Below are 24,329 nucleotides of genomic sequence, written 5' to 3'. Positions count from 1 at the left end.
GTGATTTGCCTGTCTCTTGATCACAAGTCCTGTTCAAGAGACAGAGCGAGTTCGTAGCCTTCGAGGATGGCTTGTAATTTAAGCCATCCTTCCCAGAGCGTCTTCACTGACGCTCTTCCATTTCTTTTGCTATCTTTCCAGCCTCCAAGTCGTGCAAGATGCTCATATGCCCATTTCGCAGTTGGAACTTCCTCTGGAAGCTGTGTCTTTATTCTTTTCACCCAAAGCAACTTCCAGGCTCTTGGGGACAAGATTTTCTCACAGCTAATATCTTCAACTTGCTCATTGGCAAATTTTAACTGGAAGATCCTTACGGCTAAAAAAGCATAAATGGTCGCTAATCTATCTAAGTTGTCTTTACTCTGTACTCGAAGCTCTTCAACTCCCGTCCCTTCACTTTTCCAGACCTTGTGATATTCCTCAATGAGCCAACGCTTCTCGTAGTAAGCGATTATTTTTAAAGCGTCTTCCGCACTGTTTACGGGTTCATTCGTCAGAATGTGCCAGTTCAGTTTCTTGTCTTCATCTCCGACCCCAGAGCAACCCACATAATTCAGTGAAATAGGTTCACCCGTTTTATTTGAGGGGACCTTCAATGTCACCTCCGCATATTTCACATCCAGTGTGACTTCACGTGCTTTACGACCACCTCTTTGAGCTATCTGTATTTGTCGTTGTTTTACACTCTTAAGCTCAGACGCAAAGTGATAAAGCTTATCTGGCCCTTCTTCTATATGGCGGCTCATCATTGACCGCACAACAAAACGTTGTTGGTTTGCCATTTTATAAATGAGATAGTCGTAGATGTCAGCTTCACGATCGCAAACCGATATCACGTTCGTCATGGAATCACCTAAACGAGCGGCCATATTACGAGAAGCTCTTTCCCACTTATAACCTTCCTTTTCTTCATAAGGTCGCTTGAGGTGCTGGGAACGGATCCCGCGAGTCTTGATGTCTCTCGTCCACCTTTGTTGTTCAATCAGACCAACAACGTCAAGAGTTTCAGGAGCAAACAACAAAATACTATGAGCAAGCAGACCACGATGGCGGTTACCTTGGTTCACATGCCCTAAATCAGCTCGTATAGAGCGATGCTTGTAGCTTAAGGTGGTTGTATCTTCTATAGCGAGAAGGAGGGGGTAATGGTGAACTTGATTGGCTGTTGCATTAAAACCGGCTTCGGCAATATCGTCTGACGAAACATTATCGTTCCGAATAAATCGATAAGCGCCTTCCATGCTTGCTGGTGAGGGGGAGGATTTTACTACCGATTTACCTGGATGTTGCGCTAAGTCTGAAGCCATTTTTACGAGTCTAGCCGTTCTTCTTGGGTCTCCAAGTTTAGCATGCCCAAATTGTTCTTCAGCCCAATCATTATTGTTTTTTATCATCTCAGGAATCCTCAACTAAGTCCGTTAAAGATCTGATCGTGAAGTAAGAATTTAGTTCAAAAAAATCCCTCACATCATGCGAGGGACTTCTGTATAAAAGACAGGCAGTGATTTGCTGGCTTTTTTCATGCGTGGCGCAAATTATTTTTGCTGTGCACGCTCGTATGAAGTCAGGATTTCTTGACGTGCAGATGCAGCATCTTCCCAACCGTCAACTTTAACCCATTTACCTGATTCAAGCTCTTTGTAACGCTCGAAGAAATGAGTGATTTGAGCTTTCAGCAGTTCTGGCAGATCGTTTACGTCCTGGATGTGGTCGTATTCTTTTGACAGTTTAGTGTGCGGAACCGCAACCACTTTCGCGTCTTCACCAGACTCGTCAGTCATCTTCAGTACGCCAACCGGACGGCAGCGGATTACTGAACCTGGGATCAGCGGGTATGGAGTCGGAACCAGAACGTCTACCGGGTCACCGTCCAGAGACAGGGTGTGGTTCACGTAACCGTAGTTACATGGGTAGAACATAGGAGCAGACATGAAACGATCGACGAACACAGCGCCAGAATCTTTGTCTACTTCGTATTTGATTGGATCCGCGTTCGCTGGGATCTCGATTACTACGTAGATATCATCAGGAAGCGATTTGCCTGCTGGCACATTGTTTAAGCTCATTAAGGTTTCCTTATCAATTAGCCGGACTTCAAAATTCGAAACTTATTATTAGTCAAGATTCGCCAAGGTGCAAAAATCCGCACCGCAAACCCGAGAGTTTACTCGGAAATGGGCTCAGACCCAAGTAAACCTAAGTCTAAGCATGCTAAATCAAGGCGATATTTTATTAACTGTCTGAATTTTCTGGCTGGCAAAAAAAGAGCGCCGCAGGTGCGGCGCTCACGATCACTCTGTGTGGCGATTAATCCGGATTCGCGGCAAGGAATTCTTCGACCTTGCTGACCATATTTTTCGATCCGACGAAGAAAGGCACACGCTGGTGCAGCTCGGTCGGTTTCAGATCCATAATACGGTTGACGCCGTCAGATGCGGTACCGCCGGCCTGTTCAATCAGAAATGCCATCGGGTTGCACTCATACAGCAGGCGCAGTTTACCGGTCGGGTGACTCTGGGTGCTCGGGTAGAGGTAGATACCGCCTTTGAGCAGGTTGCGGTGGAAATCTGCCACCAGAGAGCCGATGTAGCGCGAGGTGTACGGGCGACCGTCTGCCGGCTCATTTTCCTGGCAATACTTGATGTACTTTTTCACGCCGGTCGGGAAACGAATGTAGTTACCTTCGTTGATGGAATAGATGTTGCCATCCTGAGGAATGCGCATGTTTTCGTGCGACAGGCAGAACGAACCGATGGACGGATCGTAAGTAAAGCCGTTGACACCATTACCTGTGGTGTACACCAGCATGGTGGATGAACCGTAGATAACATAGCCGGCCGCCACTTGCTTATGGCCTGGTTGCAGGAAGTCTTCTGCACTTGGCGGTCCGCCTACCGGGGAAATCCGGCGGTAAATCGAGAAAATGGTGCCGACTGACACGTTAACATCGATGTTGGATGAACCGTCCAGCGGATCCATCAGCACCACGTATTTGGCGTTTTTGTTCAGTTCTTTGTTAAACGCTACCGCTTCATCTTCTTCTTCACTGGCGACACCACACACCTGATCGCGCGCTTCCAGTGCCGCTTTAAATTTTTCGTTAGCGTACACATCCAGCTTCTGTTGCTCTTCGCCCTGAATGTTGGCCTGACCGGATGCACCGGTAATATCGGCCAGACCGGCTTTATTAATTTCACGGTTGACGATTTTTGCCGCCAGGCGAATTGAGGCCAGCAGGGAAGAGAGTTCACCTCTTGCGTGGGGGAAGTCATGTTGCTTCTCAACAATGAACTCACCAAGGGTCTGCATTTCAGACATGTTGTTTCCTTAACACTAATTTTGGGGGAGTTATCGCTGCACAGTGGCGAGGCTCTTATGGGGGACCTTTATTTACACTGGCGCTAGCATGGAGTGTACGGGGTGGGATTTTTTTTGGGTAATGAAGTAACAGACGCAGATCTCAATTTACTTAACTTTTTTGAAAATAACATTGCCCTGATGTGGGAGGCTCGCTTTATTGATGCGAATCAGGATAATGGAGCGCAGTAACCAATCGTCATGAGGCCAGGTTTATGCATATTCATATTTTGGGGATCTGCGGTACGTTTATGGGCGGCGTCGCTATGCTGGCGCGTCAGCTGGGGCATAAAGTGACCGGCAGTGATGCCAATGTTTATCCGCCAATGAGTACCATGCTTGAAGCTCAGGGTATTGAAATTATTGAAGGTTTCGACCCTTCGCAACTTGAGCCCAGACCGGATCTGGTGGTGGTGGGTAACGCCATGAGTCGTGGTAATCCGTGTGTCGAATATGTGCTGAACCACAATTTGCGCTACACCTCCGGCCCGCAATGGCTGCAGGATTTTCTCTTGCATGATCGCTGGGTGCTGGCGGTATCCGGTACGCACGGCAAAACCACCACTTCCAGTATGCTGGCCTGGATTCTGGAAGATTGTGGTTATCAGCCCGGATTTTTGGTTGGCGGTGTGCTGGGCAACTTCGGAATTTCCGCCCGGCTGGGCGAAAGCATGTTTTTTGTGGTCGAAGCGGACGAATATGACAGTGCTTTTTTCGATAAGCGTTCTAAGTTTGTGCACTACCATCCCCGCACTCTGATCCTGAATAACCTTGAGTTCGATCATGCGGATATCTTTGATGATCTGGAAGCGATCAAGCGACAATTCCATCATTTAGTGCGCACTGTACCAGGTAATGGCCGCATTCTTGCTCCGCGTCAGGATCCAGCGCTGCAGGACGTACTCAGTCGCGGCTGCTGGAGTGAAACCGAGTTCAGCGGCGAGCAGAGTGACTGGCAGGCGCATAAACTGCAGCCGGATGGCAGCCAGTTTGAGGTTCTGTTCCAGGGGCTGCTGGTGGGCACTGTGCAGTGGGATCTGGTTGGCGATCACAACGTCAGTAATGCCCTGATGGCGATTGCTGCGGCGCGTCATGTCGGCGTAACGGCCGATCTGGCCTGTGAAGCGCTGGGTCGCTTTATCAATACCAAACGTCGTCTTGAGCTGAAAGGCGAACAGAACGCTGTGACGGTGTATGACGATTTTGCTCATCATCCGACCGCGATTAAGCTGACGCTGGGCGGGCTGCGTAATAAAGTCGGTAGCGCGAAAATCATTGCGGTGCTAGAGCCGCGCTCGGCTACCATGAAACTGGGCGTGCACAAACAGACGCTGGCGGCTTCGCTGGACGAAGCTGATTCCGTTTATCTGTTCCAGCCGGATAATCTCTCCTGGTCGGTGCAGGAGGTTGCCGAGCAGTGTCGCCAAGCGGCGCATGTCGGCACTGATATGGCGCAGTTTGTCGCCCAGATTGCCGCAGAAGCGCAGCCGGGCGATCAAATTCTGGTGATGAGTAACGGTGGTTTTGACGGCATTCATGCCAAGTTGCTGGCGGCTCTGGAACAGCGCGAGTGTGCGGCCGGTTAATCAGCCCTGGCGTCTCATCAAGGATAACAGACGAATATAATCATTATGACAACAGACAACAAAGCCATCACTTTAGCCTGGACCGGCGCATCCGGCGCACCGTACGGACTGCGTCTGCTGCAGTGCCTGCTGGCAGCCGATTACACCGTTTACCTGCTGATCTCTTCAGCGGCGCGGGTGGTGCTGGTAACCGAGCACGGGCTCAAGTTACCATCAGGCCCGGATGCGGCCAAACAGGCGCTGGTCGAACACCTCGGCTGCAATGCGGATAAACTGGTGGTGTGCGGCAAGGAAGACTGGTTTTCTCCGGTGGCATCGGGTTCAGCGGCACCGAAACAGATGGTGGTGTGTCCGTGCTCGGCCGGTAGTGTCGCTGCTATCGCGCATGGCATGTCGGACAACCTGATCGAGCGGGCTGCTGATGTGGTGCTCAAAGAGCGCGGCCAGTTATTGCTGGTGGTGCGCGAGACACCGTTCTCAACCCTGCATCTGGAAAACATGCATAAACTGTCGCAAATGGGCGTCACCATCATGCCGGCGGCGCCCGGTTTTTATCATCAGCCGCAGTCGATTGAGGATCTGATCGACTTTATGGTGGCGCGCATTCTGGACCATCTCGGCATTGAGCAGAAACTGGTCGCGCGCTGGGGCTACGATCAGCGCGTGTGAGTCGCTTTTTAACGCAATTCGACATACAATCGCAACCACTCATCGGGGAGCTTACCATTGTCGGCGTGAATAGGATTATTTGCACCGTCGTGGCGCTGAGATCAAGCCAGGCTTGGGACCCGCATTAGTCACAAACTCCGCCGCCTGTGCGTCACTCGTACCCGCAGGCCAGGGATGTGGTTAGACACCTGAACCAGATAATGCTGGCGTAGGAATTGAGCAGGGTTTGCGATACCGGACTCCGGACTGACCTCATCCTCCCCTCAAGCCTGTGCCGCTCAATGAGGAGAGCGAGCCTTGAACATCACTCATACTGCGGTTGCTGTGGCAACCTTATATTCTGGCGCCTTACTGGCCGCCACGCCAACGCTGACCGTCTACACCTACGATTCGTTTGCCTCTGAATGGGGACCGGGTCCGGCGGTGGAACAAGCCTTTGAAGCCCGCTGCGGCTGCGATCTCAATTTTGTCACGCTGGATGACGGCGTGTCGATTCTAAACCGGCTGCGCCTGGAAGGCAGTAACACTAAAGCGGATGTTGTCCTCGGGCTGGATGACAATCTGATGGCGGAAGCCAAACAGACGGGTCTGCTGGCCAGACACGCGGTGGATACCTCGGCGCTGACCCTGCCAAACGGCTGGCATGACGATACCTTTGTGCCTTATGACTACGGTTACTTTGCGTTTGTGTATAACAAACAGAAGCTGGCCCATCCGCCCGCCAGCCTGAAAGAGCTGGTTGAGCAGCGCGATGACCTGAGCGTGATTTATCAGGATCCGCGCACGTCGACACCAGGACAGGGCTTACTGCTGTGGATGAAATCGGTCTATGGAGACCAGGCTGGGGCGGCGTGGCAGCAGCTGGCACACAAAACGGTGACGGTGACCAAGGGCTGGTCGGAAGCGTATTCCATGTTTTTAGAGGGTGAAGCCGATATGGTGCTGTCGTACACCACTTCGCCTGCTTACCACCTGATCGCTGAACAAGATGATCATTATGCGGCGGCGAACTTCACTGAAGGCCATTACATGCAGGTTGAGGTGGCGGCGAAAGTCAAAAACTCACCTCAGGCGAAACTGGCCGATGAGTTTCTGCAATTTATGCTCAGCGATGCATTCCAGGCGGTGATCCCGACCCATAACTGGATGTATCCGGCCACGGCGGTCACGCTGCCGGACGGTTTTTCGACGCTGACTGTGCCGGACAAGGCGCTGGCCTTCACGCCGGAACAGGTTGCCGCCCAGCGCAGAAGCTGGATTCGTGAGTGGCAAAACGCGCTGACGTTCTGATCCTGATGCAAGTTACTGTTCCGAAAACCGGTCTTTGGGTCGCGGCGCTGGTCGCGGCCTTTGTGTTTTGTGCGCTGGCCGCTTTGTTGTGGCAGGCCCCGCAATTACAGCTCAGCCAAATCTGGGGCGATGCTTATTATCGCCATGTCACCTGGTTCAGCTTTTACCAGGCGTTGTTGTCAACCCTGCTCAGTGTCGGCCTGGCGATCCCGGTTGCTCATGCGCTGAGCCGGCGTCGCTTTCGCGGCCGGGCGCTGCTGCTGCGCTTGTTTGCCAGTACTTTGGTGCTGCCGGTGCTGGTTGGCGTGTTTGGCCTGCTGGCGATATACGGCAAAAGTGGCTGGATTGCAGACTGGCTGCAGCAATGGCAGATAAAAATGCCGTTTTCGATTTATGGCCTGAGCGGCATCCTGCTGGCGCACGTGTTTTTTAATCTGCCGTATGCGTGCCGGTTGTTGCTGCACAGTCTGGAGAGTATACCGGCCGAGCAGCATAAGTTATGTGCTCATCTTGGCATGAGCGGTTGGGATAAATTCAGGTGGGTGGAGTGGCCGCGTATGCGCCAGCAACTGGCTAATGTCAGCGGCATGGTATTCATGCTCTGTTTCACCAGTTTTGCCACTGTGATGGCGCTGGGCGGCGGGCCGAAGTCGACCACTATCGAGCTGGCGATTTATCAGGCGATCAAGTTTGATTTTGATTTACAGACCGGTGCACTGCTGGCGTTGTGGCAGATGCTGTTGTGTGGCGTGCTGGCGCTGGCGCTGCAACGGTTATCTCGCCCGTTACCTGTCAGTACGGGCGCTTGGTCTGACCGGCAGTGGCTGACGGATTCACGCCTGGCGCGCGGCTGGGATGCGTTATGGATTGGCTTGGCGCTGTTACTGGTGGTGCCACCGCTGCTGATGGTTGTGGTGAGCGGGCTCAACAGCAAGCTGTGGCCGGTGCTGAGCAGCGGGCCATTCTGGTCTGCGCTCGGCGCATCGTTGCAGGTGGCGACACTGGCGAGTTCTCTCGCGCTGCTGGCCGGGATCAGTATCGTGCTGACCAGCCGCCACTGGCGTTTGCACTATCAGCCACGCCGCGCCAATTCGATTGAACTGATCGGAACCATTATTCTGGTTACGCCGGGTCTGGTGATCAGTACCGGTCTGTTTCTGCTGCTGCGTAATCTGACCGATGTGTTCAGCCTGGCATACTGGATTGTGGTGGCGGTCAATGCCCTCATGGCGCTACCGTATGTGGTAAAAAACCTCAGTCAGCCGATGTTGCAGGTCGCACAGCAATACCAGTTTTTGTGTGCCAGTCTCGGCATGCAGGGCTGGCAGCGTCTGCGTCTGGTCGAATTGCGTGCGCTGCGCAAGCCGCTGGCTTACGCCTTTACCCTCAGTTTTTTGCTCTCGATGGGCGATTTGAGTGCGATTGCCCTGTTCGGCAGCCAGGAGTTTCGTACTTTGCCGCTCTATTTATATCAGCTGCTGGGCAGCTACCAGATGCAAGCGGCTGGCGTGGTCTCTGTGGTGATGCTGCTGCTAAGTATTGGATTGTTTTATTTGATCGAGCGTTTGTTCCACAGCCGCTTGATAAAGGCCAGACACGGAGAGAAGCATGTTAGTGCTGGATAATGTACGTTATGAATACCAGAACGAATGGTTTCACTTTGAAATGACGGTCGAACAGGGCAGCATCGTCGCCCTGATGGGGCCGAGCGGAGCTGGCAAATCGACCTTGCTCAGTCTGGTGGCGGGATTTATCGACCCGGACCTGGGCGATATTCGCGCCGGAGCCGGGCTGATGAGCTCGGTGATTGGTCTGGCACCATTTCAGCGCCCGTTTTCGATGTTGTTTCAGGAGCACAATCTGTTTGCGCATCTGACGGTACGCGAGAACGTGGGGCTCGGCCTGCATCCGGGGCTGAAGCTGAGTCAGATTCAGCAGCAGCAGGTGGCTCAGGCGGCGCAAATGGTCGGGGTCGGGCATCTGCTGGAACGGCTACCGGAGCAATTATCCGGCGGGCAGAGACAACGGGTGGCGCTGGCACGCTGCTTTGTGCAGCCCAATCCGGTTTGGTTGCTGGATGAGCCGTTTTCTGCCCTAGATCCTGTGCTGCGTGAAGAGATGCTCAACCTGGTCCGCAGCCTGGCCGCTGAGCGTAACATTACCGTGTTGATGGTGACTCACCATCTTAGTGATGCGCGTGCGATCGCCTCGCATTTTGCCTTCATGGCTGAGGGACAGGTGCAGTGTATGGCTCCGATTGGCGAGCTGACCGCCAACCATCCGCATCCGCCGTTGGCGGCATTTGTCCGTGCCGGCGAATAAAAAAAGAGGTTGGCATCAGCCAACCTCTTTGCATTGATTACATCACAAGCCGCTAATAATGCGCTCGCTCGTTTAATACGGTTGATCGTTGAGTACTTTCAGAACCTGGAAAATCTCACGCGACGCTTTCGGCGCTTTATTCGCTTGCTTCTCTTTTTTCGCCTGACGCGCCAGTTGGCGCAGACGCTGACGATCCGCTTCCGGGTACATTTCCATCACGTCCTCAATCGCACTGTCGCCTTCTTCTACCACACGATCACGCAACTGCTCCAGTTTGTGCAGCACGGCACTGGACTGAGAATGCTTGTTACGTAATTTATCCAGCGCCGCTTGCAGTGGCTCAGGATCGATATTACGCATCAGGCGACCGATGTATTGCAGCTGACGACGGCGCGCTTCATTTTTAAAGCGCTGTGCGTCTTTAATTGCCTCGGCCAGATCGTCAGGTAACGGGAATTTTGCCAGAGCAGAAGGTTTGAGAGCCACCAGCTCTTCACCGAGCTTTTGCAGTTCAATCATATCGTTTTTCAGCTCGGTCTTACTGACCAAGATGATTTCTTCTTCATCTTCCCAAGGGGCTTTTTGATTCTTACGCGCCATCTTCATTCACTAATGAGTTATTTATGTCTGCTATTTTAGCAAGAATCGTGGGGAGAAAGCGAAATTCTTGTTATCCTAACCAGATTAAAGCGCAACAGTTGGATGAGATATGGATGTAAAACAGCAAGTCGCTGCGCAACGAGCCGAGCTTGAAGCTGCCGTTGCAAAAGCGCTCGACATGGCTTCAGCTCAGGCTGACGCCGCTGAAGTCGCCATTACCAAAAGCACAGGTTTAAGCGTTTCGACCCGCATGTGCGAAGTGGAAAACGTGGAATTCAACAGTGACGGTGCTCTGGGCATTACCGTTTACCGCGGACAGCGCAAAGGCAGCGCATCAACGTCGGATTTGAGTGAGAAGGCTATTCAGCAGACGGTGCTGGCGGCGCTCGATATTGCACAGTTCACTTCGGAAGATCCGTTTGCCGGCCCGGCCCCGAAAGAGTTGATGGTACAGGATGTGCCGGATCTGGATCTGTTCCATCCGGATGAGCCGAATCCGGACAAAGCGGCGCGTATTGCGATTGAAGCCGAGCAGGCTGCGCTGGCCTACAGCAAGAAAATCAAACAGAGTGACGGCGGCAGCTACGACAGCCACTACGGCGTTAAAGTATATGGTAACAGCCATGGTATGCTCGCCAGTTATGCGTCCAGCCGCCAGAGCATCAGTTGCTGCGTGATTGGTGTTGGTGAAAATGGTGAGATGGAGCGTGATTACAGCTACACCGTGGCGCGCCATATTGATGATCTGTGGTCACCGCAAGCGGTGGGTCTGGAAGCGGCCAAGAAGACAGTATCGCGTCTTGATGCGCGCAAGATGAAAACCGGCCACTATCCGGTGATGTTTGCTGCTGATGTGGCGACGGGTCTGATGGGCCATCTGGTGATGGCGATCAGTGGCGGAAACCTGTACCGCAAAGCGTCGTTCCTGCTTGATCATCTGGGTGAGCAAATCCTGCCGTCGTGGTTCAATATTGCTGAGCGTCCGCATGTACTGCGCGGACTGGCTTCGAGCCCGTTTGACAGTGAAGGTGTGAAGACCGAAGATCGCGAAATCATTACCGATGGTGTTCTGGCCAGTTATCTGCTGACCAGCTACGCGGCCCGCAAGATGAAGATGACGCCGACCGGCCATGCCGGTGGTATCCACAACTGGTTTGTGAAGCACACCGGCCAGGACTTTGAGCAGATGCTGCAAGAGCTGGGTACCGGCCTGTTAGTCACCGAAGTGATGGGGCAGGGTGTCAATGTGGTCACCGGTGATTACTCGCGCGGCGCGGCGGGATTCTGGGTTGAAAACGGCCAGATTCAGTATCCGGTCTCCGGTATTACCATTGCCGGTAACCTGAAAACCATGTTCCAGCAGATTGTGGCGGTGGGCAGTGATACTGAAACCCGCTCACAGATTCAGACCGGTTCGATGCTGATCGAATCCATGAAGGTGGCGGGTGAATAAACGGCCCCGAAGCAAAAAGCGCTGACCTGAGGTCAGCGCTTTTTTGTTGCTTGGTTGATAACCTTATGGCCGGTTATCCGGTAAGCATGATCAGGTAATGAACATCAGGTAATGAACAGGGTCGCCAGGCCAAGGAAGACCGACAGACCGACTACATCCGTCACGGTGGTCAGTGCCATCCCTCCCGCCAGGGCCGGGTCGATATTCATTTTCTTCAGCACTACCGGAATCGTCACTCCGGCGATGCCGGCCACCAGCAGGTTGGTGAGCATAGCCGCGGAAATAATCCCGCCTAGCAGCCATTCCCCTTTCCAGGCGACGACAATCGCACCGATGATCAGTGCCCAGGTGATGCCGTTCAGCAGGCCGATCGCCGCTTCTTTGAGCAGCAGTTCACGCCGGTTACTGTCACCGATATGACCCAGAGCCAGGCCGCGGATCACCAGCGCAACCGTCTGGTTACCGGCCACCCCGCCCATCGAAGGGACGATGGTCATCAGAATCGCGATTGCCGCCATCTGTTCCAGCGTGGCTTCAAACATGTTGGACACGGAAGCGGCGGCCAGTGCGGCCAGCACGTTGGCACCAAGCCAGATGCTGCGCTTGCGAGCCGATTTAAACACCGGTGCAAAGGTATCTTCGTCATCGTCCATACCGGCCATACTCATCATCGAGTGTTCGGCATCTTCACGAATCACGTCCACCACGTCATCGATGGTAATCCGGCCGACCAGGTGCTGATTCTCATCCACCACCGGCGCCGAAACCCAGTTACGCCGTTCAAACAGACTGGCGATGTCAGAGTCTTTGGTATCGACCCGAATCGCTTCGTCTGCGTCGTCCATCACTTCACTGACCGGAACATCCGGCTGGGTGGTGATCAGCGTGGTCAGTGATAAATGGCCAATCAGGCGGCTTTCATCATCAATGACGTACAATGCATCTGTCGCCGCCGGCAGTTCGCCGCGAATGCGCAGATAACGCAATACCACGTCGACGTCGACATCACCGCGAATGGTGATAACGTCGGTGTTCATCAGGCCGCCGGCGGTATCTTCCGGATAGGAGAGCGCCGTTTCGACCCGTAAGCGGTCGGCGGCATCCATCTGGGCCAGCACTTCCCGTGACAGTCCGTCCGGCAGACTACGCAGAACGTAGGCCACATCGTCGGTGTCCATGCCTTCAGTGGCTTCCGCCAGTTTTTCTGGTGCCATTTTGGACACCAGCGCATCTTTGACGTCTTCGCTCAGCTCGTCGAGGATCTCACCATAATCCTCCGGGTCGGTCAGTTGCCACAGTACGTCACGTGCTTTACGTGGCGAGGCTTCTAACAGGTTGGCGATGTCTTCGGGTTCCATGTCCTGCAGTTGGCGACGAACATGGACAAAGCGGCCGTTTTCCAGCGCTTCGGTGATCTCTTGGAGGGTGAGGTGAGCTTGGTCAAATTCAATCTGCTCTGCCATAGCTTCCCCCTAATCTGTGAATGGTGACAATATTTTGAATAATATCGTACTTTTATGTCTTATTTAATAAGAAGTTATTAATCGTCAGCCGATAGTTTGGTTAATGAAACTTCTTTCTGTGTGGCACAAAGTGTCATCGGGGCAGAGGTTTGCTTGGTAACAGGCATTTACTTGTTAACAGGCGTTGTATCTGCACCAGACATTCAGTCATCTTCTTCAAATTTGTCTTCGATCAGATGGCAGACGGCATCCAGTGCCTGCTCAGCTTGTGAGCCTTCCGCGCAGATGGTGACATTCTGGCCCTGAGCGGATTCCAGCATCAGCAGTCCCATTACGCTGTCGGCGGTGGCTTCTTTGCCATCCTGACTTTGAATGGTGAGCACGGCATCAAAAGATTGCGCCAGCTCGACCAGTTTGATGGCGGCACGGGCGTGAAGACCAAGACGGTTCTGGATAAGAACAGTACGGCAAGCTTGTGGCATGTCTGCTCCTTATGAGCGATTTTTTTCTAACGAGGTGTGGCGGATCTGAACCTGATGCCCCATTTCGGCAAAATATTCGCCCAGCTGCTGGGTCAGGTAGACCGAGCGGTGTTTGCCGCCGGTACAGCCGATCGCTATGGTCAGATAGCTGCGGTTGTTTTTTTCCAGCAGGGGTAACCAGTGTTCGATAAACTTCTGGATCTGATATTTCATCTCCATCACATCGCTGTGACTTTCCAGAAACGCTTTGATTTGTGCATCAAGACCGGTCAATGGTCTTAAGTCCGGCTGCCAGTGCGGGTTAGGTAAAAAACGCACGTCGAACACGTAATCAGCGTCGCTCGGCAGGCCGTATTTAAAACCGAAGGATTCAAACACCATCACCAGGTCTTTGCGTTCACGTCCTTCGATACGGCGTCTGACTGTTTCACTCAGTTCATGCAGTGACAGGTCACTGCTGTTGAGCACCAGATCGGCGCGCTCTTTGAGCGGTGCCAGTAACTGGATTTCCATCTCAATCGCCTGATCCAGGGTGGGCTTGCTTTCGCTCAGCGACAATGGATGGATGCGGCGGGTTTCACTGTAGCGTTTGAGTAATGTCTGTTTACTGGCATCGAGAAACAGCACGCTGACATCATTGTTTTGTTTGAGCTGGTCGAGGACATCATCAACCAGGCCCGGCTCTTTCGGCAGGTTGCGGATATCAATGCTGACCGCAACATTCTGCTGACTGCCTTGGACTGAGTGAATAAAGGCGTCCAGCAAGCTGACCGGCAGGTTATCCACACAGTAGTAGCCGAGATCTTCCAGTACCCGCAGCGCGACACTTTTTCCGGCTCCGGATTGACCACTCACAACAATTAAACGCATGGTGAGACCTATTGAGGTTGGTTAACCATGATACTGTACAGCTCTTGATCGCTTTTGGCGCCACGCAGCTGTTTAAGAGTCTGCTTGTCATTCAGGCGTTCAGCCATCGACGACAGCGTTTTCAGGTGTTGCTTACACTGTTCTTCCGGCACCAGCAGAGCGAACAGCAGATCGACCGGACGGTTATCGATAGAGTCAAACTCAATCGGCTCTTCGCACTGCAGCAGCACCGCAACCGCTTCGTCGCTGGCAGTCATACGGGCATGAGGGATGGCAATGCCGTTACCGATACCGGTACTGCCCATTTTCTCGCGGCTCAGCATACATTCGAACAACTCGGTGGCGTTCAGACCTGTGTGCAGGGCGGCTATCTCACTGATGATTTCCAGCGCTCTTTTTTTGCTAGAACACTGGACTGCACTCTTGGTGCAGTCCAGTGAAAGTACTTCGCTTAATTGCATGTTAGTGGCTACTTAGCTTTTCTTTATGCTTGTTGAGTTGACGAGAGAGTTTGTCCACCAGGCCATCAATCGCTGCGTACATAACATCTTCTTCCGCAGTGGCGTGGACTTCTCCTTGGTTAATATGAAGCGTAGCTTCAGCGATTTGGCGCGTTTTTTCAACACGTAAAATCACCTGACAGTTATTAATATGGTCGAAAAATCGCTCAAGCTTTTGAAATTTAGAGTGAACATAGTCTTGCATTGAATCGGTAAGTTCAATGTGATGGCCTTGAATATTGATTTGCATAGACTTTCCTTCTCAGTTAGGCCTTATAGCAGGCGTTTGCGCTGACTCGATGGGGAAATACCCAAGGATTCCCGGTACTTAGCAATAGTACGTCTTGCTACCTGAATCCCTTGATCAGCGAGTAGGGCCGCGATCTTACTGTCGCTTAATGGTTTGGCTGGGTTTTCCGCAGCGACCAGTTTTTTGATCAGAGCTCGAATCGCGGTAGATGAACATTCTCCGCCATTGTCGGTACTGACGTGGCTGGAAAAAAAGTACTTCAATTCGAATATGCCACGTGGGGTATGCATGTATTTCTGTGTGGTAACACGAGAAATGGTTGATTCATGCATGTCCACCGCCAGCGCGACGTCATTAAGAACCATCGGCTTCATGGCTTCTTCACCATACTCGAAGAAATCACGCTGATGTTCAACTATGCACTTGGCAACTTTGAGCAGCGTCTCGTTTCGGCTCTCCAGACTCTTAATTAACCATTTCGCTTCTTGCAAATTGCTGCGGATATAGTTGCTGTCGGCATTGTTACCGCGCACCATATCGGCGTACTGCTGGTTGATCTTGAGTCTTGGCACGCTGTCCGGATTGATGGTCACAATCCATTTGCCATGTTCTTTAAACACCGACACATCGGGAATGACATACTCCGCATGCTCGGTGGCAATCCGGCTGCCCGGACGCGGGTCCAGTTGTTGGATCAGTTGCAGCACTTCACGTAACTCTTCCTCTTTGAGTTTAGTCTCTTTCAGAATGAGTTTGTAATCGCGGTTGCCAAGTAGGTCGATGTACTGAGACAGGAGGAGTTTGGCTTCGTCCAGCCAAGGGGTCTCTGCCGGAAAGGTGGCCAGTTGCAGCAGCAGGCAGTCCTGCAGGTTGACGGACGCCACACCCAGCGGGTCAAACTGCTGAACCCGCTTTCTGACCGCTTCAATTTCATCCAGCTCAATCGCTTCACCGGCAATCTCTTCGCCGGTAAAGTTTTCCAGAATTTCTTCCAGTGACTGGGTCAGGTAACCGTAGTCGTCGACAGCATCGATTAGCGCCATTGCAATCGTGCGGTCGGTTTCACTAAACGGCGTGAGATCCAGCTGCCACAGCAGATAGTCCTGCAGTGACTGGGTGGTTTCGCCCTGATAAACAGGCGCATCGTCGTCAACAGAAATACCGGTGCTGCCGGTATTGGCACTGTAGACATCTTCCCAGGTGGTATCGATTTCCAGTTCTGAGCTGATTTCCGATTTTTCGATCAGCTCTGAGCTGTCCTGAGGTTCAGGTTCGGCAACATCAGCACTGGCTTCTTTTTCCTCACGATGGGGCTCGGGTTCAGACGGTGCCGCGAACTCTTCCATCGACTCTTCAACATCAAGCAGCGGGTTCGATTCCAGCGCTTCCTGAATTTCCTGTTGCAGATCCAACGTCGATAGTTGCAGCAGACGAATCGCCTGTTGCAACTGGGGTGTCATGGCTAACTGCTGACCTAGCTTGAGCTGTAATGAGGGTTTCATTCAGTATTGACTGCCTTGTTTTTGTTAGGATTGATCTCAATCTATGTTAATCATAGACGGAATTGTTCGCCGAGATAAACCTGTTTCACTTGCTCGTTGTCGAGCACTTCCTGTGGTGTGCCTTCCGCAATTAAGCGGCCCTGACTCACAATATAAGCTTTTTCACACACATCCAAGGTTTCCCGGACGTTGTGGTCGGTGATCAGCACGCCTAAACCGCGATCACGCAGATGTTCGATGATTTTTTTGATGTCGATAACCGAAATCGGGTCAACCCCGGCAAACGGTTCGTCGAGCAAGATAAATTGCGGATTGGCGGCCAGCGCTCGGGCGATTTCCACTCGGCGGCGTTCACCACCGGACAATGCCATACCGGCACTGTGGCGAATGTGCTGGATATGAAACTCTTCCAGCAGATCCTCCAGTTTATCCTGGCGCTCTTCACGGGTCATCTCTTCCCGCGTTTGCAGCACAGCCATGATGTTGTCTTCCACCGACAGCTTACGGAAGATGGAAGCTTCCTGTGGCAGGTAACCGATACCGAGCCGTGAACGGCTGTGCATAGGCAGCACGCTGATGTCTTGTTCATCGATGCTGATGGTCCCTTCGTCACGTGCAACCAGGCCTACAATCATGTAGAAAGAGGTGGTTTTACCCGCACCGTTCGGACCGAGCAGTCCGACGATCTGACCGGATTCAACCTTAAGGCTGACGTCGGAGACCACTTTACGCTTTTTATAGCTCTTGGCTAAATGTTCTGCTTTAAGTGTTGCCATAGTCGTTCTTATTGGGCCGCTTGAGGCTGCAGTACGGTCGAGACACGTCCGTTGCCTTCACCATCTGCAATCAACTTCTGCGACGAAATTTTGTAGCGGATTTTTTTACCGCGGATTTCACTGTCATCCTGAGCCAGCATCGCTTTTTCAATCATGGTCAGTTCGTCTTCGGACATCTTGTAATGCAACTCTTTCGCTTCACCGTACAGAGTCTTACCCTCATCCGTCAACTGGGAAAAAGTCGCCAGGTTGCCATAACCTTCGATGGTTTCAATCTGGCCGGATTTGGCATCGCGTACCACAACCAGTTTATCGGCGTTAATGTTGATGCTGCCCTGCTTGAGTTTTACATCACCCAAAAAGGTCACGCGGTTGCTTTTCATGTCCAGTTGCTGACTGTCTGAATCGATGTAAACCGGTTGCTTAGAATCGGTGGTCAGAGCCAGTGCCTGGCCGGACGCCAGCAGGCAAGCAATCAAACTAAGGTGTGAGAATTTCATATCTACCTTGCACATGGTTATACAGAACAGCCGAGTGTTCGGAGAAATTTCCTTTCATCGCCTGTCCGCGAGTTTCAAACTGCGGGCCGTTCATTTTAACTTCGCTGTCGGCCCAAAAATCGCGGTTATCGAGCTGAATACTCAGCTTGGCCGTTGACAGTTCGTCAAAGGCAGAGCCCGCCAGTAAGTTGTTTGCCATCACGTTGTCATACAAAATCAGCACATGGTCTTTGGTCAGAATGCCGCGATTGGCGGTGACCTGCCACTCCTGGGTAACCCCTTGCTGATAGACTTTCAGTACCGGATATTCGAAAGTGGTGTTGCCACTTTTCGCGTAGTAATCCAGATGCTGTGAAGTAATAACATAGTTCCGCACGCCTTGCTGATTATACGAGACGTTATCCAGATTTTTACCACTAAACATCGGCAACTCATAATTAGGAGCCACCTGAATAGCGCTGTTTTGCTTTTTGTCCAGCAGGTAATAGGCTGACCAGGAAGCAATAAAGAGAAGTATCGCGTAAAGGATACGAGAAAAACTCATATACTCAGGCCTTTATGTACGTCGAGCTCATTCCGTGCTTGTAAAATTAAATCACACACTTCGCGTACTGCGCCGTGTCCGCCTTTGATGCGGGTCACGTAATTGGCCCGCTTGGCCAGCAGAGGATGGCCGTCAGCCACACACACTTTGAGGGCGACTTTTTCCATCACCGGCCAGTCGATCAAATCATCACCAATGTAACCGGTATGCTTTGGGTCGATCGCCAATTTTTCGCAAATATCCTGATAGGCTTTGACCTTGTCGTCCTGACCTTGGTAGATCAAAGAAATGCCCAGCGCCTGCATCCGGTTTTCGACGATTTGCGAACGTCGTCCGGTGATAATGGCTATCTCAATGCCGGCATTCATCAGTGATTTTACGCCATATCCGTCGCGGGTATGAAATGTTTTCAGCTCTTCGCCCTGATTGCCCATGTAGATAAGCCCGTCAGAGAACACGCCGTCTACATCACAAATCAGCAGTTTTATCTGCCCGGCGGTAGCCAGAATATCAGCAGCGACCTCGCCGTACAGAGTTTCGACCATCTGGCTCATTACATCACTCCTGCTTTTAATAAGTCGTGCATATTCAAAGCACCGACCACCTGGCCGTTTTCGACCAGCATCAGGCCGTTAATGCGCTTGTCCTGCATCAGGTTGAGTCCTTCTACGGCCAGAAGATTCGGTGAGGCGACGGTCGGGTGACGGGTCATCACTTCGCTGATTGTCGCGCTGTGAATATCGATGCGTTTATCCAGGATACGACGCAGGTCACCATCAGTGAATATGCCGACCAGCTGATCATCACCCTCGACCACTGCGGTCATCCCGAGCCCTTTGTGACTGATTTCGAGCAGGGCATCACGTACCAGCGCATTCGGCTGAACCTTGGGTAAAGCGTCACCCGAATGCATGATATCGCTCAGCTTCATCAGCAGTTTACGCCCCAGAGCGCCGCCTGGATGCGATAAAGCAAAGTCTTCGGCGGTAAAGCCGCGCGCCTGCAGCAGAGCAACCGCCATCGCATCTCCCATCACCAGCGTGGCGGTGGTGCTTGAGGTCGGCGCCAGGCCGAGTGGACACGCTTCTTTCGGTACCGTCATCTGCAGGTGAATATCGGCCAGTTTAGCCATATTCGATTGCGGATTACCCGTCATACTGATGATACGATTATTGAGGCGCTTTAAAACCGGGAACAGAGCGAGAATTTCGGACGACTCACCGGAGTTGGAAATGGCCAGGACAATATCGCCGCTCTCAATCATGCCCAGGTCGCCATGTGAGGCTTCGCCGGGGTGAACAAAGAAGGATGAGGTGCCTGTGCTGGCGAAGGTGGCCGCCATTTTACGGCCGATGTGGCCGGACTTGCCGATGCCCATCACCACGACTTTACCGCTTTTATTCGCCAGAATCATCTCACAGGCACGGCAGAAGTCATGGTTAAAATATTGGTCCAGTTGTTGTAGTGCTTCGATCTCCGTTGCCAGCACCTGGTTGGCAACACTGCGGTAGTCAAAGTTATCCGACATCCTACACTCCCGTTAAGCGGTCATATTCATGAACAGGTAAATCTGATATGCCAAAAAGGCAACGAACAGGATAGTGCCTTCAATGCGGTTGATGCTGCGTGATTTACCCAGCGCCATCATCAGCAGCAGGACCGAGACCGCCAGCATCACCCAGAAATCGCGCCCCATTGCGTGCTCACTCAGCACGGAAGGGTTGAGAATGCCCGGCAGGCCCATGACCGCCAGAATATTAAAAACGTTGGAGCCGATAATATTACCGACTGCCATGTCATCTTCACCTTTCAGAACCCCTGCCAGAGAAGCCGCCAGCTCTGGCAGGCTGGTCCCAATCGCAATAATGGTCAGGCCGATCACCAGGTCGCTCATACCGAAGTATTTAGCAATCACCACGGAATTATCGACCAGCATACCCGCGGCAATCGGCAGTAAAATCAGGCCAATCACCACCCACATGCCCGCTTTCATATTACTTACCCCTTGCGGGATCTCTGATTCGTGCTCTTCGAGCAGGGCATCGCCATTGCTCTGCTCACTACGGCTGATTTTCAGCATCGCCAGAATAAACAGCGCAAACAGGACGAACAGCAGGACGCCTTCGTAAAAGCCCAGTTGGTTATCCCACAACAGTGCGCCGGCTAATAAAGTGACACCAAGCATCAGCGGCAGTTCACGACGAATCACGGTTGAGCTGATCGACAGCGGTTTGATCAGGGCGGTAATACCAAGAATCAGCGCGATGTTGGCGATGTTCGAGCCCAGCACGTTACCGACTGCGGTATCGGTTTTGCCTTCCAGCGCAGCCGTGGCGGACACCATCATTTCCGGAGCCGAAGAGCCCATAGCCAGAATGGTCATACCGATCACCAGCGGTGAAATGCCTACGTTGCGCGCCAGGGCGGCAGAACCGAAAACCAGTTTATCGGCACTCCAGACGAGCAAAATGAGACCTACAATAAGAAACGCAATGGCTTCGAGCATGACAATTCCTAACTTTATGAATAACTGAACGAGTAACCGCTAATTTTGACGTGTTGGTCATTAAAAGGGAAGTCGAAGATACAATTTATTGTCGCATTTTCGTGGTTCTGTGTGGTGATGATGCGTTGCTACTGACCGCATGTTTTGCTGTTTTCATCATCACAAGCGGATGTCGGTGGGTATTGATTTGATGATATTATCAGCAAACCAGAACTGCAGGCCGAATGGGGCGTGAATTGCTAATTGTCGGTTAAATGTAATTGAACGGTGCTTTTAATTTCGCAGTAATGTGCTTATGATTGCCCATTCTTAGCAGGAAATCCGACAACAGCGAATTGTGAGTATGTCTGAAACCGAATTAATCACCATCAAAAATCTGACCTTCTCCCGTGCGGAGCGCGTGATTTTTGATGACATCAGCTTGCAGGTTCCGAAGGGGAAAGTGACCGCCATTATGGGGCCTTCTGGTATCGGAAAAACCACCCTGTTACGTTTGATTGGCGGCCAGTTACTGCCCGAAAAAGGCGAAATCTGGTTTGACGGCCAGAACATTCCCGCCCTTAGCCGCAGTAAATTATACAAAATCCGCAAAAAAATGAGCATGTTGTTCCAGTCCGGAGCCCTGTTCACCGATCTTAATGTGTTTGACAACGTGGCGTTTCCGCTGCGCGAGCATACTCAGCTTGATGAATCGCTGATCAAAACCCTGGTGTTGCTTAAGCTGGAAGCGGTCGGCCTGCGTGGCGCAGCCCAGCTGATGCCCAGCGAGTTGTCGGGTGGTATGGCCCGCCGTGCAGCGCTGGCGCGCTCTATTGCACTCGATCCTGAACTGATCATGTTTGATGAACCGTTTGTCGGGCAGGATCCGATTACCATGGGTGTGCTGGTTGAGCTGATTCGTAATCTCAATCAGGCGCTGGGTGTGACGTCAGTCGTGGTGTCGCACGATGTGCCGGAGGTAATGAGTATTGCCGACTGGGTCTATTTACTCGCTGACGGTAAAGTGATTGCGTATGGCACGCCAGAGGAATTGCGTCGTAACGAGGATCCGCGCGTGCAGCAGTTTTTGCAAGGCAATGCTGATGGTCCGGTACCGTTTCGCTTCCCGGCGCGGCCGATAGAAAAGGATCTGTTCCATGTTGGATAATTTAAAACACGGTATCAGTGGCCTGGGCCGACGTTATTTTGCCGTGTGTGAAGCGTTCGGCCGGGCCAGTCTGATGTTATTCGGCGCCTTAGCCGGTCGTCCGCGGCCACTGAAAAATCTGCCGCTGCTGATCAAGCAACTCTACAGTGTCGGCGTTCAGTCGCTGGCGATCATCATCGTTTCCGGCCTGTTTATCGGCATGGTGCTCAGCTTGCAGGGGTACGTCATTCTGGTCGATTACGGCGCAGAAACCAGCCTGGGGCAAATGGTGGCATTGTCGCTGCTACGTGAACTGGGCCCGGTGGTGACCGCCTTGCTGTTTGCCGGTCGTGCCGGTTCGGCGCTGACGGCAGAGATTGGCCTGATGAAAGCCACTGAGCAGCTGTCCAGTCTGGAAATGATGGCGGTTGATCCGCTCAAGCGTGTCATTGCGCCACGCCTGTGGGCCGGACTCATTTCTATGCCGCTGCTGGCGATGATCTTTATGGCGGTCGGTATCTGGGGCGGGCAGTTGGTCGGTGTCGACTGGAAAGGCATTGACCACGGCAGTTTCTGGTCCGCGATGCAGGCCTCGGTGGAGCTGGGACAAGATATTGGCAACAGTGTGATTAAATGTGTGGTGTTTGCCATTACTGTCACCTGGATTGCTCTTTTTAATGGCTATGATGCGATTCCGACGTCTGAAGGCATCAGCCGTGCAACAACACGAACCGTAGTGCATTCGTCACTGGCTGTATTGGGCCTCGACTTTGTACTGACCGCACTGATGTTTGGGAATTAATCATGCAACAAACACGTAAACTAGAATTTTGGGTAGGCAGTTTTGTGCTGGCAGGAATTTGCGCAATTCTGGTAATGATTTTTCAAGTCGCTGACGTGAAAAGTCTGGGCTCTGGGGATACTTACACGCTCAAAGCGGAATTTGACAATATCGGCAGTCTGAAAGTGCGCTCGCCTGTGAAAGTGGGTGGCGTAGTGGTTGGCCGGGTGGAAGACATTTCGCTCGATAAAGAGCGACTACTGCCAACCGTGACCCTGTCTATCGACAGCCGTTACAGTCAGTTCCCGGATACGTCCAGCCTGCAAATTCTGACCTCAGGTCTGATTGGCGAGCAGTACATCAGCCTGATCCCGGGCTTTGTATTTGAAGATGAACAGATGCTGAAAGAGGGTGATCGGATTGAAGACACCAAATCAGCCCTGGTTCTGGAAGATTTGATTGGTCAGTTCCTCTACAGCGTAGGTGGATCTGACGATGAGAAAAGTGAGTAATCTATGATGACTAAATCTATGCTGTGGAAGCGTTATTTTGTCCTGCTGCTCAGTGTTCTGGTCTCTTGGTCGGCAAGTGCGGCGCAGGACGTTGATCAGACCAACCCGTATCAGATGATGAAACAGGTCGCTCAGCAGGCGTTTGACCGCCTTAAAGCTGAACAGCCAAAAATCCATCAGGATCCGAACTATCTTAAAGTGATCGTTGAAGAAGAGCTGATGCCGTATGTCAATGATCAATACGCAGCTCTGAAACTGCTGGGCTCTAACCTGCGCGGCGCGAAACGCGAAGAGGTGGGTGAGTTTATTCAGGCCTTCCGCGCTTATTTGATCACTAACTACGCTCAGGTGCTGACCCAGTACACGGATCAGACCCTTGAATTTGCGCCGGAACTGCCAGTCGAAGATGACCGCCGCATCACCAGTGTGAAAGTTGATATCATTGATGCGCCGCGTCCGAACATCAATCTTGAGTTCAAACTGCGCAAAGAGAAATCCGGTGAATGGCGTGCTTTTGACATGGTTGCGGAAGGCATCAGTCTGTTGTCGAGTAAGCAATCAGAGTGGAACACGAAAATTCGTCAGGAAGGTATTCTGGCGGTGGCCAAAGAGCTGGAAAAACAGGCGCAGCAACCGATCCGTTTTGAGAGTAAATCCGAATGAGCCATCCGCAATGGCAAGTCCTCAGCCCCGAGCAGTGTGCTCTGAATGGCGCGCTGGACCGGGACAAAGTCCCGTCTTTGTGGGTGATTTTACAGCAATGGCAACCACAAAGTGCGCGTTGTACCCTCTCTTTGCGTGATGTATCACGAGTCGACTCTGCAGGGATGGTAATGTTAATTCATTTAATAGAGCATGCAAAAAAACAAAACTGTCATATAATGCTCAGTTTCGTGCCAGAACAACTGCGCACACTGTTTCAACTGAGCAACATCGAAACCATGATGGCTCAGCACTTAGAACAACCAGCCGGGGTGAATTGTGGATAGCGCACAAGTACAACAGATATTAGAACAAGCACTCGAACTTCAAGAGATTCACGTCAAAGGTGAAGGCAGCCACTATGAAGTGCTGGCTGTGGATGCTGCATTTGAAGGTATGAGCCGTGTGAAGAAACAGCAGATGATTTACGCTCCGTTAATGGAGTACATCCAGCGCAACGACATTCACGCCGTTTCGATTAAAGCGTTCACGCCAGATGAGTGGGCTCGCGATAAGAAGTTGATGTCGCTTTAAGGTT

Annotated in this window: 28 protein-coding genes; 12 read left to right on the top strand and 16 right to left on the bottom strand. The window is 52.2% G+C overall.

The features are described 5' to 3' along the window. Positions 1-20 precede the first annotated feature (20 nt). The 3 genes from J0X00_RS10155 to fbp all read right to left on the bottom strand — a co-directional run bounded on the left by J0X00_RS10155 (position 21) and on the right by fbp (position 3,318). Positions 21-1,394: an IS4 family transposase gene (locus tag J0X00_RS10155; RefSeq protein WP_238844603.1), complete on the bottom strand. Its 1,374-nt coding sequence runs from the start codon at positions 1,392-1,394 to the stop codon at positions 21-23. A 141-nt stretch (positions 1,395-1,535) separates the two neighbouring features. Continuing rightward, positions 1,536-2,066 carry an inorganic diphosphatase gene (gene ppa, locus J0X00_RS10150; RefSeq protein WP_136485124.1) on the bottom strand — a complete coding sequence of 177 codons (531 nt, stop codon included), beginning with the start codon at positions 2,064-2,066 and terminating at the stop codon, positions 1,536-1,538. A gap of 241 nt (positions 2,067-2,307) precedes the next feature. After that, complete coding sequence (fbp, locus tag J0X00_RS10145) at positions 2,308-3,318, bottom strand: class 1 fructose-bisphosphatase (protein WP_136485122.1); 1,011 nt, start codon at positions 3,316-3,318, stop codon at positions 2,308-2,310. 254 nt (positions 3,319-3,572) lie between these two features. Between fbp and mpl the strand changes: the two genes are divergently transcribed. The 5 genes from mpl to thiQ all read left to right on the top strand — a co-directional run bounded on the left by mpl (position 3,573) and on the right by thiQ (position 9,224). Beyond that, on the top strand, positions 3,573-4,943 hold the full coding sequence (mpl, locus tag J0X00_RS10140; RefSeq protein WP_282478003.1) for a UDP-N-acetylmuramate:L-alanyl-gamma-D-glutamyl-meso-diaminopimelate ligase: 1,371 nt from the start codon (positions 3,573-3,575) through the stop codon (positions 4,941-4,943). A 45-nt stretch (positions 4,944-4,988) separates the two neighbouring features. Continuing rightward, positions 4,989-5,612: a flavin prenyltransferase UbiX gene (locus J0X00_RS10135; RefSeq protein WP_282478002.1), complete on the top strand. Its 624-nt coding sequence runs from the start codon at positions 4,989-4,991 to the stop codon at positions 5,610-5,612. A gap of 297 nt (positions 5,613-5,909) precedes the next feature. Further along, positions 5,910-6,902, top strand: coding sequence for a thiamine ABC transporter substrate binding subunit (gene thiB / locus J0X00_RS10130; protein WP_282478001.1), 993 nt, complete (start codon positions 5,910-5,912; stop codon positions 6,900-6,902). A 5-nt stretch (positions 6,903-6,907) separates the two neighbouring features. Then, positions 6,908-8,527 carry a thiamine/thiamine pyrophosphate ABC transporter permease ThiP gene (gene thiP / locus J0X00_RS10125; RefSeq protein ID WP_136485503.1) on the top strand — a complete coding sequence of 540 codons (1,620 nt, stop codon included), beginning with the start codon at positions 6,908-6,910 and terminating at the stop codon, positions 8,525-8,527. Beyond that, positions 8,511-9,224 carry a thiamine ABC transporter ATP-binding protein gene (thiQ, locus tag J0X00_RS10120; protein ID WP_136485114.1) on the top strand — a complete coding sequence of 238 codons (714 nt, stop codon included), beginning with the start codon at positions 8,511-8,513 and terminating at the stop codon, positions 9,222-9,224. The genes thiP and thiQ overlap by 17 nt, the downstream gene beginning before the upstream one ends. Before the next feature lie 72 nt (positions 9,225-9,296). On the opposite strand, the gene yjgA is transcribed toward thiQ, so the two are convergent. Further along, entirely contained in the window at positions 9,297-9,824 is a 528-nt protein-coding gene (gene yjgA / locus J0X00_RS10115) for a ribosome biogenesis factor YjgA (RefSeq protein WP_218562673.1), read from the bottom strand. Between the two features lie 109 nt (positions 9,825-9,933). Between yjgA and pmbA the strand changes: the two genes are divergently transcribed. Next, a complete protein-coding gene (gene pmbA / locus J0X00_RS10110; protein WP_218562674.1) occupies positions 9,934-11,277 on the top strand; it encodes a metalloprotease PmbA in 1,344 nt (447 codons plus the stop codon). 104 nt (positions 11,278-11,381) lie between these two features. On the opposite strand, the gene mgtE is transcribed toward pmbA, so the two are convergent. From mgtE to J0X00_RS10050, 12 genes are all read right to left on the bottom strand, one after another. After that, positions 11,382-12,740, bottom strand: a complete 1,359-nt coding sequence (gene mgtE / locus J0X00_RS10105; RefSeq protein ID WP_136485107.1) for a magnesium transporter — start codon at positions 12,738-12,740, stop codon at positions 11,382-11,384. A 203-nt stretch (positions 12,741-12,943) separates the two neighbouring features. Then, complete coding sequence (locus J0X00_RS10100) at positions 12,944-13,222, bottom strand: HPr family phosphocarrier protein (RefSeq protein ID WP_136485105.1); 279 nt, start codon at positions 13,220-13,222, stop codon at positions 12,944-12,946. A 9-nt stretch (positions 13,223-13,231) separates the two neighbouring features. Further along, positions 13,232-14,092: an RNase adapter RapZ gene (gene rapZ, locus J0X00_RS10095; RefSeq protein ID WP_136485103.1), complete on the bottom strand. Its 861-nt coding sequence runs from the start codon at positions 14,090-14,092 to the stop codon at positions 13,232-13,234. Positions 14,093-14,100: 8 nt separating this feature from the next. Beyond that, positions 14,101-14,553, bottom strand: coding sequence for a PTS IIA-like nitrogen regulatory protein PtsN (gene ptsN, locus J0X00_RS10090; protein WP_136485101.1), 453 nt, complete (start codon positions 14,551-14,553; stop codon positions 14,101-14,103). A 1-nt stretch (position 14,554) separates the two neighbouring features. Then, on the bottom strand, positions 14,555-14,842 hold the full coding sequence (gene hpf / locus J0X00_RS10085) for a ribosome hibernation promoting factor (protein WP_136485099.1): 288 nt from the start codon (positions 14,840-14,842) through the stop codon (positions 14,555-14,557). 23 nt (positions 14,843-14,865) lie between these two features. Continuing rightward, the gene (locus J0X00_RS10080) at positions 14,866-16,344 is read right to left on the bottom strand and encodes an RNA polymerase factor sigma-54 (RefSeq protein ID WP_282478000.1); all 1,479 of its coding nucleotides are present in this window, start codon (positions 16,342-16,344) and stop codon (positions 14,866-14,868) included. A gap of 50 nt (positions 16,345-16,394) precedes the next feature. Further along, positions 16,395-17,120 carry an LPS export ABC transporter ATP-binding protein gene (gene lptB, locus J0X00_RS10075; protein WP_136485095.1) on the bottom strand — a complete coding sequence of 242 codons (726 nt, stop codon included), beginning with the start codon at positions 17,118-17,120 and terminating at the stop codon, positions 16,395-16,397. 8 nt (positions 17,121-17,128) lie between these two features. Further along, positions 17,129-17,620 (bottom strand): lipopolysaccharide transport periplasmic protein LptA, encoded by a 492-nt coding sequence (lptA, locus tag J0X00_RS10070; protein ID WP_136485092.1) that lies wholly within the window; start codon positions 17,618-17,620, stop codon positions 17,129-17,131. After that, complete coding sequence (gene lptC / locus J0X00_RS10065) at positions 17,601-18,164, bottom strand: LPS export ABC transporter periplasmic protein LptC (RefSeq protein ID WP_136485090.1); 564 nt, start codon at positions 18,162-18,164, stop codon at positions 17,601-17,603. The genes lptA and lptC overlap by 20 nt, the downstream gene beginning before the upstream one ends. Further along, the gene (gene kdsC / locus J0X00_RS10060; protein WP_136485088.1) at positions 18,161-18,718 is read right to left on the bottom strand and encodes a 3-deoxy-manno-octulosonate-8-phosphatase KdsC; all 558 of its coding nucleotides are present in this window, start codon (positions 18,716-18,718) and stop codon (positions 18,161-18,163) included. The genes lptC and kdsC overlap by 4 nt, the downstream gene beginning before the upstream one ends. After that, on the bottom strand, positions 18,718-19,692 hold the full coding sequence (kdsD, locus tag J0X00_RS10055) for an arabinose-5-phosphate isomerase KdsD (RefSeq protein WP_136485086.1): 975 nt from the start codon (positions 19,690-19,692) through the stop codon (positions 18,718-18,720). The genes kdsC and kdsD overlap by 1 nt, the downstream gene beginning before the upstream one ends. A gap of 12 nt (positions 19,693-19,704) precedes the next feature. Then, positions 19,705-20,670 (bottom strand): calcium/sodium antiporter, encoded by a 966-nt coding sequence (locus tag J0X00_RS10050; RefSeq protein ID WP_282477999.1) that lies wholly within the window; start codon positions 20,668-20,670, stop codon positions 19,705-19,707. 343 nt (positions 20,671-21,013) lie between these two features. On the opposite strand from J0X00_RS10050, the gene mlaF reads away from it, so the two are divergent. From mlaF to ibaG, 6 genes are read left to right on the top strand one after another with little or no spacing between them, the layout of a single operon-like run. After that, positions 21,014-21,817 (top strand): phospholipid ABC transporter ATP-binding protein MlaF, encoded by an 804-nt coding sequence (mlaF, locus tag J0X00_RS10045; RefSeq protein WP_136485081.1) that lies wholly within the window; start codon positions 21,014-21,016, stop codon positions 21,815-21,817. Further along, complete coding sequence (gene mlaE, locus J0X00_RS10040) at positions 21,807-22,598, top strand: lipid asymmetry maintenance ABC transporter permease subunit MlaE (RefSeq protein ID WP_136485079.1); 792 nt, start codon at positions 21,807-21,809, stop codon at positions 22,596-22,598. Before mlaF ends, mlaE begins: the two co-directional genes overlap by 11 nt. Positions 22,599-22,600: 2 nt before the next feature. Further along, positions 22,601-23,089 (top strand): outer membrane lipid asymmetry maintenance protein MlaD, encoded by a 489-nt coding sequence (gene mlaD / locus J0X00_RS10035; RefSeq protein ID WP_136485077.1) that lies wholly within the window; start codon positions 22,601-22,603, stop codon positions 23,087-23,089. Between the two features lie 21 nt (positions 23,090-23,110). Next, on the top strand, positions 23,111-23,752 hold the full coding sequence (gene mlaC / locus J0X00_RS10030) for a phospholipid-binding protein MlaC (protein ID WP_168797020.1): 642 nt from the start codon (positions 23,111-23,113) through the stop codon (positions 23,750-23,752). After that, positions 23,749-24,078 (top strand): lipid asymmetry maintenance protein MlaB, encoded by a 330-nt coding sequence (locus tag J0X00_RS10025; RefSeq protein ID WP_136485075.1) that lies wholly within the window; start codon positions 23,749-23,751, stop codon positions 24,076-24,078. The genes mlaC and J0X00_RS10025 overlap by 4 nt, the downstream gene beginning before the upstream one ends. Beyond that, the gene (gene ibaG, locus J0X00_RS10020; protein ID WP_136485073.1) at positions 24,071-24,325 is read left to right on the top strand and encodes a BolA family iron metabolism protein IbaG; all 255 of its coding nucleotides are present in this window, start codon (positions 24,071-24,073) and stop codon (positions 24,323-24,325) included. Before J0X00_RS10025 ends, ibaG begins: the two co-directional genes overlap by 8 nt. Positions 24,326-24,329 lie beyond the last annotated feature (4 nt).

Source organism: Vibrio sp. ABG19, assembly GCF_029962385.1.
Classification (GTDB): Bacteria; Pseudomonadota; Gammaproteobacteria; order Enterobacterales; family Vibrionaceae; genus Vibrio; species Vibrio ostreae.
The sequence above is the reverse complement of the archived record's forward strand: the minus strand, read 5'-3'. Positions and strand labels throughout refer to the sequence as shown.